Source organism: Paraoerskovia marina DSM 21750, from assembly GCF_000701465.1.
Taxonomy (GTDB): domain Bacteria; phylum Actinomycetota; class Actinomycetes; order Actinomycetales; family Cellulomonadaceae; genus Paraoerskovia; species Paraoerskovia marina.
The window spans coordinates 69,166-81,204 of the sequence record NZ_JNIY01000005.1 but is presented as its reverse complement, the minus strand read 5'-3'; the positions used below and the strand labels follow the sequence as shown (position 1 = coordinate 81,204).

Below are 12,039 nucleotides of genomic sequence, written 5' to 3'. Positions count from 1 at the left end.
GGCCGCGGGAACCGCGTCCGCTCAGTGGGTCTGGCTCCGCCAGGCCCCGTGCATGGCCGCGTAGGTCCCGTCCCGCTCCAGGAGTGCTGCATGGGTGCCGACCTCGACGACGTCGCCCTCGTCGACCACCACGACGAGATCCGCCGCTTCAGCCGTCGAGAGCCGGTGGGCGATCGTCACGGTCGTCCGGCCCGTCGTCAGTGCGGACAGTGCGCGGGCGATCCGGACCTCGGCGGCGGGGTCGACCGCCGACGTCGCCTCGTCGAGCACGAGCAGGTCGGCCTCGGCGACCGCCGCCCGCAGCAGGGCGACGAGCTGCCGCTCCCCCGCCGAGAGGTGCTCCCCGCGCTGTCCCACCTGTGTCGCGAGACCGTCGGCCAGACCGTCGACCCAGTCGTCCAGCCCGAGCATCGACACCGCGTCCTGCGCGACGGCGACCACGGCGTCCCGGTCCGCACGGACCGCGTCGTCCCGCACGCCCCACTCGATGTTCTCGAGCAGGGTCCCCGAGAAGAGAAAGCCCTCCTGCGGGACGAGCACCACGCGTTCGCGGAGCCGCGCCACGGGGATGTCACGGAGATCGGTGCCGTCGAGGCGGATCACCCCGGCGGTCGGGTCCATCAGACGCGTGACCAGCTTGGCGATCGTCGACTTCCCCGACCCGGTCTTGCCGACGACGGCGACGGAGCGCGCCGCCGGGAAGGCGACGGTGACACCGTGCAGCACCTCGGGTCCACCCGGGTAGGAGAAGCGCACGTCGTCCATCTCGACCGACGCGGGCCCGGACGGACTGTCGGCCGTCCCGTCGTCTCGCACGTCGATCGGGGTCTCGAGCACGGCGAGCACCCGACGCCATCCGGAGACGGCGTTCTGGAGCTCGTTGAGGATCTCCGTGGCCTGCTGGACAGGCCCGGTGAAGAGCTGGACGAGGAAGAGAAAGGCCAGGAGCTCGCCGGTGGTGACCTCTCCCGCGACACCGAGCCACGTCCCGGCGACGACGACGACCGCGAGGACGAGGTTCGCGACCAGCACGCCGGAGGAGAAGACGAGACCCACGAGCCGAGACGCACGCACCATCGCGACACGAGCTCGCTCGACCGCGGCCTCGACCCGTCGGCCCGTCCGCGCCTGGACACCGTAGGCACGCACCGTCTGCGCGCCGACCACGGCCTCCGACACGGCCCCGAGGAGCTCACCCGTGCGCTGCCGCACGAGACCGAACGCCGCGCTGACCCGCTTCTGCGCCGGGTTGAGGATCATCACGAGCGGGACGAAGCAGAGCCAGACGAGAACCGTGAGCTGCCACGAGTAGATCGCCATGAGCACGGTCGCGACCGCGATCTGCAGCACGGACACGAGGAGCTGGATGCCGCCGCGCTGCACGAACTGCGAGATCGTGTCGACGTCGGAGGTCACCCGTGAGACCAACGAGCCTCGTCGTTCGGTCCCCTGGGTCAGGACGGGCAGGTCGTGGACGTGCCGGAACGTCCGGATCCGCAGGTTCGCGAGCCCCTCCTCGCTCGACCTGAAGAGCCGGACGTTGACGAGCGCCGTGCAGACACCGGCGACGACGAGCACCACCGCGGCGACCGCGACCAACGTCGACACCCGGGCGACGTCGGGGCCGCCGTCGGCCATGATGCCGGTGTCGACCGTCTGCTGGACGGTCATCGGGACGACGACGCGCCCCGCCGCCGCGACCACGGCGAGCACGAGCGTCACGCCGATGCCGGTGACCATCTCCGGGGACGTCCGCAGGCCCTGCCGGACGGTCGCGAGGACCCCGAGCGAGCTGGTCGTCTCGATCCGTGAGTAGCTCATGCGAGTGCCTCCTCGTCGGCCCGACGGGCCGCCTCACGGGCGTACGCCGTGGCGATGTCGCGATAGCCCGCGTCCCGGCGCACGAGCTCCTCGTGCGTGCCGACGTCCACGACCCGCCCGCGGTCGAGATGGACGACGGTGTCCGCGAGCGCCACCGACGCCATGCGGTAGGCGACCATGACGACGGTGGGCCGCTCGCCGTCGTCGGTCCCGAGGCCGTGGAGGATCTCCTGCTCGACGCGCGGGTCGACGGCCGACGTGGCGTCGTCGAGGACGAGCACCCGTGGGCGGCGCACGAGGGCACGCGCGACGGCGAGTCGTTGACGCTGTCCGCCGGAGAGGTTGGCACCGCGCTCGCCGAGCGGCGCGTCGAGCCCGTCGGGCAGCGCCCGGACCACGTCGTCGACACGTGCCGCGCGGAGCGCGTCCCAGACGGCGTCGTCGTCAGGGGCCGCGGGGTCGTCCACGTCGGCGAGCGTGACGTTCGCGCGCACCGTGTCCTCGAAGACGAAGGTCTGCTGCTCGACGAGCGCGACGTGCGCGGGCGCGTCGGCGATCTCGCGCAGGTCCTGCCCGTCGAGCAGCACCCGCCCCGTGTCGGGGTCGGAGACCCGCGCCAGGAGAGTGACGAGCGTCGTCTTCCCTGCTCCCGTCGGTCCGACGAACGCGGTCGTCGACCCGGCCGCGAGCGTCAGCGTGACGTCCTCGAGGATGGGACGGTCGGCCTGCACGCCGACCCCGTCGAGCCGCACCTCGGCGGACGCCCCGCGCCCGTGCGCGGGCACCGTCCCGGGCACGTCGCGTCCGGAGGCGTCCAGCACCTGGGTGATGCGCTCGTAGCCCACGAGGGCGCGCGGGATCTCCCCGAGCACCCAGCCGAACGCACGGACGGGCACCGCCATGACGGTGAGCAGGTACGCGGCGGTCACCACGTCCCCGGTGCCGACGTCCCCGCTCGCGACGCGCGCGGCACCCACCGCGAGGACGACGAGGGTGCCGAGCGACGGCAGCAGCTCGATGACCGGGTCGAAGACGGCGCGGACGCGGCCGACCTCGACGTTGGCGTCGCGCAGGGCGTACGCGCGACCCGCGATCCTGGCCTCCTCCCGGTCGTGCGCCCCGAGGGACTTGACGACGAGCGCCCCGTCGAAGCTCTCGTGCGCGACGTCGGCCACCTCGGCGCGCAGCTGCTGCGCCCGGATCGCGATCGGGGTCATCTTGCGCTGGAACACGAGGTTCGCGGCGATGGCCAGCGGGATCACGACGAACGCGGCGGCGGCCAGCCACGGGTCGATCGCGACGAGCATCACGCCGGCGACCAGGATCATGACGACCACGCCGAGGGCGAAGGGCATGGGGTTGAAGACCCCGGTCGCGGCCTCGACGTCGGCGCTCGCGTTCGCGAGCAGCCGTCCGGTGGGGTGGGCCCGGTGCCAGGACATCGGCAGGCGCAGGTACTGGCGGGTGACCGCGTTGCGGTGCCCCGCCTGGAGGTCGGCCACGCCTGCCCCGGCGAAGATCCTCCGTCCGGCGACGCTCACCGCCAGCGTCAGCGCGACGGCGGCGAGCGCGAGTCCGGCGAGCCAGACCTGGCCGCGGGCCACGTCGTCGCCGTCCAGCGCCGGGACCACGACCTCGTCGGTGACGGTGCCGATCACCCGGCTGACGGCGACGGTGGCGGCTCCGAACAGTGCCGAGGTGCCGATGGCGAGGGTGTAGGTCCACGGCTCGGAGCGGATGCCCCGGCCCATGAGTGCCAGGGACCGACGCAAGCGCGAGCCGCGGAGCGTCGTCGTGCCGTCGGCGGCACGGAACGTGGACCGGTCCCGCGGACGCGGGCGGGCGGCTCGGGGCATGGGTTGTCCTCGCAGGATGTCGGGCAGCGGTGGACGCATCGTCTCACGCGCCCCGCCCCCGACGTCAGAATCGCGTGGTGACCCATCCCACGAGGTCGTCGAGCACCTCGTCCCGGTTGATCTCGTTGTACACCTCGTGGCGCGCCTCGGGGTACAGCATCACCGTCACGTCGGAGAGTCCCGTCCAGCGTTCGTAGGCACGTCCGAGCAGGCGGGGGCCGCGGCTCCCGCCGACCGCGTCGTGCTCGCCGCCCTGGATCAGGACCGGCAGGTCGTGCCCGGTGCTCCGAGGGACGAAGCCCGCGATCGCGGTGCTCTCCGCAAACGTCCACACCGGGTGCTCCGCGACGTCGAAGCACCAGGGGTCGTCCTCGAAGGCCTGCTGGACGGACTCGTCGCGGCTGAGCCACTCGAGCCCGCCGGCCCCGTCGGCGTCCCAGCGCTCGTTGAAGTTCCCCTGGCGCGTCAGGCCCGGCAGGGCGAGCGAGGTTCCGCTGAGGACGAGACCCGCGTAGTGGCGTCCCGACCGGGCGACGATCTTCTGCGCCATGAAGGAGCCCCAGCTGTGCCCGAGGAGGACGATCGGCAGCTCGGGGTAGGCGGCGTGGGCCGCCCGGCTCACGGTCTCGGCGGCGTCGATCGCGCCGCGGATCGACCGGGGGCCGAGCTCTCCGAGGCCGAGATGTCCGACACCGGTCGCGCCGTGCCCCCGGTGGTCGTCCGCGACGACCGTGAACCCGGCGTCCTGCAGTCGCCGGGCCAGCGGCGCGTAGCGCTGGGCGTGCTCACCGACACCGTGCAGGACGTGCACGAGCGCGCGAGGCTGCTCGGCCTCCCAGGTATAGGTGTGGATGCGCACGCCGTCCGCGTCGAGCACCGTCCGGTGCAGCGGGTTCTCGCTCATCGATTCCTCCCGGTCTGGGCGTTCCGATCGTCCGGCGAGGACGACGTCGTCATGAAAGCATGCACTATGCCCTGGCACCCCTGGCTCCGCGAACAGCTCGTCGACTCGCTCCGTTCCGTCCCGCCGAACGCCCCCACCCTGTGCGAGGGGTGGCAGGCGCGCCACCTGGCGGCACACCTCGTGCTGCGCGAGCACGCGCCGTGGCGACTTCTCGGCGGAGGGCTGGACACCCTCGCCGACGAGGCTCGCGACGACGCTGCATACCGAGACCTGATCGACCGGGTCTCGCAGCCACCACGGGCGTGGAGCCCGCACTCCTGGGCGGGCGACGCGATGAACGTCGCCGAGTTCTACGTGCATTCCGAGGACGTGCGCCGTGGTGGCGGTGTCGAACCGGCACCACGCGACCTGCCGCCCGACCTCATCGAGGCGCTGCGGGGAGCACTGACCACCTTCGCGCGCCTGCGCCTCGGCCGCTGCCCCGTCGGTGTCACGCTGGTCGACGACGAGGGCCGCCGTCTCGTGGTGCGCGACCGCGAACCTGTCGTCGAGATCCACGGGCCGGTGACGGAGCTCGTGCTGCACGTCTTCGGACGGGTCGAGGCCGCGGACACCGAGGTCCGCGGCCGCGAGGACGCCGTCTCACAGGTCGCGGAGGTTCTCGGCGGGCCTGACGCATGAGCACCGGGGAGGCCTCGGGCACGACGCCGGAGCAGCGCCCGCGACCGACGCCGTTCGGGCCGCGGTGGCTCTTCTGGCTCACGACCGGCGTCGTCGGGGTCGGGGCGGCTGCCGTCGCCGTCCTCGTGGCCGTCGAGGTGACCGACCAGCCTCCCGCCGAGCCTGCCCCCCTCGCGGCGATCGACGGGTCGGACGGCGACGTCTCCGTGTTCCCGGTCCCCGGGACCCAGGTCGTCAACCCGCAGACGCAGGTGACGCTCCGGGGGCCCGGGACCACCGGCCTGGCCGCGGAGGACGTGACCGTCACGGGCTCGGACACCGAGGAGCACTCCGGGACGCTTCTGCCGCACTCGGACGGAGACGGGGTCAGCTACGTCCCCGACGCCCCGTTCGAGCCGGGCGAGATCGTCTCCGTGACCGTCGAGGGCATCGAGGTCCGCGGCGCCGACGACGGTCGCTGGACCTGGCGGGTGGCCGACGCGCTGGACGAGGCGGCGACCGAGGTGCCGGAGAACGGCACGGCGACCGAGGACGACGAGGTCAGCCGCTACGTCTCGGCACCCGACGTCGAGCCACCGGTCGTCACGGTCGAGCCCGCGGAGCCCACCGACGCCGCGGGCTACGTCGCGCTGGGGATCAAGAACGGCGTCGTGCAGAAGGGACCGATGCTCGTCGACGAGGACGGCGAGCCCGTCTGGTTCTCCCCGATGGCCGAGAACGACGCGCGGGACGTGACGGGCGCGACCCTCGACGGCGAACCCGTCCTGACGTGGTGGGAGGGACAGATCGGCCCCGGCTACGGGTACGGCGAGGCGGTCGTCGTGGACGAGACCTATGCCGAGGTGGCACGGTTCAACGCGGGCAACGGCTACCGGGCGGACCCGCACGAGCTCCTCCTCACGGACGACGGCACCGCATGGCTCGTCGCCTACGCACCGATCGGCATGGACCTGAGCGAGGCGGGCGGGCCCCGGAACGGGGTGGCCGTGGACAACATCGTCCAGCAGGTCGACCTGGAGACGGGCGCGGTCCTCTTCGAGTGGCACGGCATCGGGGACGTCGCGCTGGACGAGAGCTATCTCCCGGTCGAGGGTGACCAGGACGGTACGTCCTCCGACACCGGGTACGACTACCTGCACGTGAACTCGATCGACGTCCGCGACGACGGGGACGTCCTGATCTCCGCACGGCACACGTGCGCGGTCTACCAGCTGGACGGCGACACGGGCAGCCTCGACTGGCGTCTGGGCGGGCGCGAGTCCGACTTCACGGTCGACGACGACGCCGTCTTCCTCAAGCAGCACGACGCCCGGTGGGCCGACGACGGGACGATGACGCTCTTCGACAACGGTGGCACCTGCGGATCGACGACTCGCGAGTCCTCTCGGGGCCTCGTCCTCGACGTCGACGAGAGTGCGTCCACGGCGTCCGTCGTGACGGACTACCCCCACCCCGATGGGGCATGGTCGCAGAGCCAGGGGTCGTTCCAGCAGCTCGACGGCGGTGACGTGCTCCTCGGGTGGGGAAGCCTGCCGCAGTGGACCCGGATGTCGGCCACGGGCGACGTCCTCGTGGACTCGTCGCTGCCCGAGGACCTGACCGTCGGCTCGTACCGTGCCCGGCAGGTCGAGTGGGAGGCGCGGCCGACGACGGACCCGGCAGCGGCCGTGCAGGTCGACTCGGGCACCACGTCGGTCTACATGAGCTGGAACGGGGCGACGGCCGTCCAGACGTGGCGGGTGTCGACGTCCGACGGCGAGACCGAGGTGGCCCGGTCGGGCTTCGAGACGTCCGTCGAGCTGGAGGAGGCTGCCACGGCCGACGAGATCACGGTCGAGGCCCTCGACGCCGACGGAAGGGTGCTCGGCTCCGTCCCGACCGTGATCGACGCGGAGTAGGCGCTATCGCACCTCGATACCGGCTTCCCGCATGACGTCCTTCACCTCGGCGACCGTCATGGCACCGAAGTGGAACACGCTGGCCGCGAGGACGGCGTCTGCCCCGGCGCGCGCGGCCGCGACGAAGTCCTCGGGCCGCCCGGCGCCACCGCTGGCGATCAGCGGGACCCTGACCTCCGACCGCACGGCCGCGAGCATCTCCAGGTCGAAGCCTGCGTTCGTCCCGTCCGCGTCCATCGAGTTGAGCAGGATCTCCCCCGCACCCAGCTGCTCCGCCTCGGCGGCCCACCGGACGGCGTCGATCCCGGTTCCCCGGCGGCCGCCGTGGGTCGTGACCTCGTAGCCGGACTCCGTCCGCACGTCCCCGGTGACACGGCGCGCGTCGACGGAGAGGACGAGCACCTGCGAACCGAACCGGTCGGCGACGTCGGCGATGAGCTCGGGCCGGGCGATCGCCGCGGTGTTCACGCCGACCTTGTCCGCGCCCGCGCGCAGCAGGCGGTCGACGTCGTCGGGCGTCCGCACTCCCCCACCCACCGTGAGGGGGACAAAGACCTGCTCGGCCGTCCGCCGCACGACGTCGTACGTCGTCTCCCGGTTGCCCGAGGACGCGCTGACGTCGAGGAAGGTCAGCTCGTCGGCGCCCTCCGCGTCGTAGCGGTGCGAGAGCTCAACCGGGTCGCCCGCGTCTCGCAGGTTCTCGAAGTTGACGCCCTTGACGACGCGCCCCGCGTCGACGTCGAGGCAGGGGATCACGCGCACGGAGACTGTCATGTCATCCTTCTTCGGTTTCTGAGAGATCCCCCGACGACGTGTCGTAGGCGACCTGGGAACGGGAGTCGAGAATGTCGATCACGAACACGAGCGTCTCCTCGGCCAGCGGAGAGTCGGTCCCGGCATAGGCGAGCGAGGGTGGCACGACGAGCAGGACCCGGCTCCCGACCGGCTGCTCGAGGAGCCCCTGCTCCCAGCCGTCGATCACCGTCCCCACGCCGAACATCGCCGTGAGCACGGTCCCGGTGGTCCAGTTGGAGTCGAACTCGTCCCCGTTCGACCACTGCACCCCGGAGTAGCGGACCGTCACCATGTCGCCGGGCTCGACCTGTCGCCCGTGCCCGCGGACGAGCGGTTGGACCTCGAGGTCGTCCGGCGCGGCGGAGTCGGCCGGGATCTCGATCGACGGAGCGCCGTCGTCGAGGCTCACCGACGGCAGCCCCTCGGCGGGCGCGATCTCTTCGCCGTCCGCCCGGGCGGGCAGGACGTCGACCGCGAGCGCGAGCGGCACCTCGCCGTCCTCCTCGGTCACCAGGACGCGCGCACCGACGCGCTCGCCCTTCAGTGCCTGGTACAGGGTCGGGCCGAGCGAGGCGGGGTCCATCCGCATCAGACGGGGGCTTGCGACGTAGGTGTCCTGAAGGATCTGACCGGTCGAGCCGTCCTCGGCGTACATGTTGAGCAGGACCTCGTCCCCGTCCTCCAGCAACCGACCCGCGCCAGGCCAGACGGTGCTGTTGGTGGTCTCGGTCACGACCAGGGGTGTCTCGTACTCGAGCACGGGCGGCTCGTCGGCGGCCCCGGTGACGGCGATCTCGGACGCGGCCTGCTCGGGCTCGACCGGATCCGTGAAGTCCATCCCGCAACCACCGAGCAGCAGCGCGGCGACGAGGGACGACACCAGTGCAGAAGGACGGCGCACGGAACTCCAAGCTCGGGACGGGTCGACGGTCGCGACGAAGGACGGCCCACCTTAGCGGGCGCCCCGGCCTCACATCGACTCGATCAGCCTCTCGACGCGCTCGTCGACGCTCTGGAACGGGTCCTTGCACAGCACGGTGCGCTGAGCCTGGTCGTTCAGCTTCAGGTGGACCCAGTCGACGGTGTAGTCGCGCCGGGCGTCCTGGGCCGCGGCGACGAACTCCCCGCGCAACCTCGCCCGGGTCGTCTGCGGCGGAACGGACATCGACTCGAACGACTCGAGGTCGGTGACGAGCCGGTCGACCATCCCGCGTGCGGCCAGGAGGTTGTAGAGACCGTCGGTCCGCGAGATGTCGTGGTAGGCGAGGTCCAGACGGGCGACCCTCGGGTCGTGCAGCTCGAGGCCGTGCTTGGCCCGGTACCGCTCGATGAGCCGCAGCTTGATGACCCAGTCGATCTCACGCTCGACGAGGGCGAGGTTGTCCGTCTCGAGGGCCTCGAGGCCGCGCGACCAGAGGTCGACGACCCGCTTGTCGGTCGGGCTCGCCTCCGTCTCCGCGAGATACGTCTCAACCCGGCCGAGGTACTCGCGCTGGAGCTCGACGGCGGTGACCGTACGACCGGTGGCCAGGCGCACGGGCGCACGACCGGTGCGGTCGTGGCTGATCTCACGGATCGCACGGATCGGGTTCTCGAGAGTGAGGTCGCGCATCGGAAGACCCGCCTCGATCATCCGCAGGATGAGATCCGTCGACCCGACCTTGAGCATGGTGGTCGGCTCTGCCATCGACGAGTCTCCCACGATGACGTGCAGCCGCCGGTAGTGCTCGGCGTCCGCGTGCGGCTCGTCGCGGGTGTTGATGATCGGCCGCGAGCGCGTGGTCGCGCTCGAGACGGCCTCCCACATGTGGTCGGCCCGCTGCGACAGGCAGTAGGTGGCACCGCCCGACGTCGAGAGCACCTTGCCCGCCCCCGTCACCACCTGGCGGGTGATGAGGAAGGGGACGAGGATCTCGGACAGCCGGGTGAAGTCTCCCTTGCGCCGGACCAGGTAGTTCTCGTGGCACCCGTAGGAGTTCCCGGCCGAGTCGGTGTTGTTCTTGAACAGGTGGATCTTGCCCGGGATCCCCTCCTCGACGAGCCGCTCCTGGGCGTCGGCGACGAGCCCCTCGCAGATTCGCTCGCCGCCACGGTCGTACGCGATGAGCTGCGTGATGTCGTCGCACTCGGCGGTCGCGTACTCGGGGTGCGACCCGACGTCGAGGTACAGCCGCGACCCGTTGCGCAGGAACACGTTCGAGGAACGGCCCCAGGCCACGACCTTGCGGAAGAGGTACCGCGCGACCTCGTCGGCCGAGAGCCCGCGCCCCTCGTCGGTCGCGCACGTCACGCCGTACTCGGTCTCCAGACCGAAGATCCTCCGGTTCATGCCCCGTCTCCTCGTCCGTCGTGGTGCTGCTCTGCGGTCCCGCCGTCGAGCGCACGTGCCAGCGCGGGCCCGGCGATCCGCCGGAACGCCCGGCGAGGTCGCGTACGGTCCAGGACGGCCACCTCGAGGTCCGCCGCCCCCAGCTCACGACCGGGTCCCTCGGCGCCGTCCGACCCGAGCGCCCGGACGGCGAGTCCCAGCACGTCGTGCAGACCCATGCCAGGAACCCAGCCCGACGCCACGATCTCCGAGAGCTCCTCCGCGCGGCCGCCCATGACGACGTACTGTCGCTCGTCGGTGACCGACCCGTCGTACGTGAGCCGGTAGATCTGGTCCTGGTCCTGCCCGGCACCGACCTGCGCGACGACCAGCTCGACCTCCAGGGGCTTGGACTCGGTGGTGAAGACCGTCCCGAGCGTCTGCGCGTAGGCGTTCGCCAGTCCCCGGGCGTCGACGTCGGACCGGTCGTAGGAGTACCCGCGCAGGTCGGCGTAGCGGATGCCGGCGACGCGGAGGTTCTCGAACTCGTTGTACTTGCCCACCGCGGCGAACCCGATGCGGTCGTAGATCTCCGAGATCTTGTGCAGGGCACGGGAGGGGTTGTGCGTCGCGAACGCGATCCCGCCGTCGTATCCGACGACCACCACCGACCGTCCACGGGCGATGCCCTTGCGCGCGAAGTCCGCCCGGTCCTTCATGAGCTGTTCGGGCGAGACGTAGAACGGCATGTTCATCGCCGTGCCTCCTCTGCTCGACGGTCGACGACGGCGGCGACCGTCGCCGCGAGCACGTCGTCGCCGACGCGCCGGTACCCGGTCTCCGTCACCGTGGCGACGACCGGCCAGATGCGCCGGACCGTGTCGGGGCCGGCCGTGGCGGAGTCGTCGTCCGCTGCGTCGAACAGCGCCTCGACGGCCACCCGGACGCCCTCGTCCGCCGTCAGCCCCGGCCGCCAGAGCTTCTTCAGCGCGCCGCGGGCGAAGACCGCCCCGGAGCCGACGCAGTGGTGCTCCCGCTCGTCGTACCGTCCTCCGGTGACGTCGTAGGAGCAGATCCGCCCCCGGTCCTCGTCCACGTCGTACCCCGCCAGGAGGGGCACCACCGCCAGGCCCTGCATCGCCAGTCCGAGCTGGCTGCGGACGAGGGTGGCGAGCCGGTTCGCCTTGCCGTCGAAGGACAGCAGCGTGCCCTCGATCTTCTCGTAGTGCTCGAGCTCGAGCTGAAAGAGCCGGACGAGCTCGATCGCCAGGCCGGCCGTGCCGGCGATCCCCACGGCGCTGAACTCGTCCGCGTCGAAGACCTTCTGCATCTCACGGTGCGCGATCGCCGCGCCGGCGGTGGCCCGCCGGTCCCCCGCCATGACCACGCCGCCGTCCACCTCGAGGGCGACGATCGTGGTGGCGTGGGCCAGCTGCGGCAAGGCGCCGGAGGTCGGCGCCCCCGGTAGCGCGTGCGGTGCGTGTGCGGCGAGGAAGTCCACGAACGACGACGACCCCGGTGTCCGGAACGCGTCGGGCAGACCACCCGTGCTGTCGAGGCTCATCGAGACCTACTGGCCGCCCTTCTGGACGAAGCCGCGGACGAACGACTCAGCGTTCGACTCCAGCACCGCGTCGATGTCGTCGAGCAACGAGTCGACCTCGGCGTCGTCCTTGCGGACGACGGGTGCGGCCACCTCGGCGGCGTCGTCGTCGGGACGTCCGCCCGGGTTCGAGATGCGTTCCTGACCAGCCATGGCGTCTCCTCGGTCGATGT

11 protein-coding genes are annotated in these 12,039 nt (G+C 71.8%); 2 read left to right on the top strand and 9 right to left on the bottom strand.

Translation table 11 applies throughout. The features are described from left to right. Positions 1-21: 21 nt before the first annotated feature. From Q343_RS0109345 to Q343_RS0109335, 3 genes are all read right to left on the bottom strand, one after another. The gene (locus tag Q343_RS0109345) at positions 22-1,821 is read right to left on the bottom strand and encodes an ABC transporter ATP-binding protein (protein ID WP_029253323.1); all 1,800 of its coding nucleotides are present in this window, start codon (positions 1,819-1,821) and stop codon (positions 22-24) included. Further along, positions 1,818-3,677 carry an ABC transporter ATP-binding protein gene (locus Q343_RS0109340; RefSeq protein WP_428829346.1) on the bottom strand — a complete coding sequence of 620 codons (1,860 nt, stop codon included), beginning with the start codon at positions 3,675-3,677 and terminating at the stop codon, positions 1,818-1,820. The genes Q343_RS0109345 and Q343_RS0109340 overlap by 4 nt, the downstream gene beginning before the upstream one ends. A 64-nt stretch (positions 3,678-3,741) precedes the next feature. Beyond that, positions 3,742-4,581 carry an alpha/beta hydrolase gene (locus tag Q343_RS0109335; protein WP_029253321.1) on the bottom strand — a complete coding sequence of 280 codons (840 nt, stop codon included), beginning with the start codon at positions 4,579-4,581 and terminating at the stop codon, positions 3,742-3,744. A gap of 66 nt (positions 4,582-4,647) precedes the next feature. On the opposite strand from Q343_RS0109335, the gene Q343_RS0109330 reads away from it, so the two are divergent. After that, on the top strand, positions 4,648-5,262 hold the full coding sequence (locus tag Q343_RS0109330) for a TIGR03085 family metal-binding protein (RefSeq protein ID WP_029253320.1): 615 nt from the start codon (positions 4,648-4,650) through the stop codon (positions 5,260-5,262). After that, entirely contained in the window at positions 5,259-7,160 is a 1,902-nt protein-coding gene (locus Q343_RS0109325) for an arylsulfotransferase family protein (RefSeq protein WP_052367076.1), read from the top strand. The genes Q343_RS0109330 and Q343_RS0109325 overlap by 4 nt, the downstream gene beginning before the upstream one ends. Positions 7,161-7,163: 3 nt before the next feature. On the opposite strand, the gene hisF is transcribed toward Q343_RS0109325, so the two are convergent. From hisF to Q343_RS0109295, 6 genes are all read right to left on the bottom strand, one after another. Continuing rightward, positions 7,164-7,934, bottom strand: coding sequence for an imidazole glycerol phosphate synthase subunit HisF (hisF, locus tag Q343_RS0109320; protein ID WP_029253318.1), 771 nt, complete (start codon positions 7,932-7,934; stop codon positions 7,164-7,166). A 1-nt stretch (position 7,935) separates the two neighbouring features. Further along, entirely contained in the window at positions 7,936-8,856 is a 921-nt protein-coding gene (locus Q343_RS0109315) for an FKBP-type peptidyl-prolyl cis-trans isomerase (protein ID WP_052367075.1), read from the bottom strand. A 69-nt stretch (positions 8,857-8,925) separates the two neighbouring features. After that, a complete protein-coding gene (pafA, locus tag Q343_RS0109310; protein WP_029253316.1) occupies positions 8,926-10,284 on the bottom strand; it encodes a Pup--protein ligase in 1,359 nt (452 codons plus the stop codon). Continuing rightward, positions 10,281-11,018, bottom strand: coding sequence for a proteasome subunit alpha (gene prcA, locus Q343_RS0109305; RefSeq protein WP_052367074.1), 738 nt, complete (start codon positions 11,016-11,018; stop codon positions 10,281-10,283). Before prcA ends, pafA begins: the two co-directional genes overlap by 4 nt. Further along, complete coding sequence (gene prcB / locus Q343_RS0109300) at positions 11,015-11,827, bottom strand: proteasome subunit beta (protein WP_029253314.1); 813 nt, start codon at positions 11,825-11,827, stop codon at positions 11,015-11,017. Before prcB ends, prcA begins: the two co-directional genes overlap by 4 nt. Positions 11,828-11,833: 6 nt before the next feature. Beyond that, entirely contained in the window at positions 11,834-12,019 is a 186-nt protein-coding gene (locus Q343_RS0109295; protein ID WP_029253313.1) for a ubiquitin-like protein Pup, read from the bottom strand. Positions 12,020-12,039 lie beyond the last annotated feature (20 nt).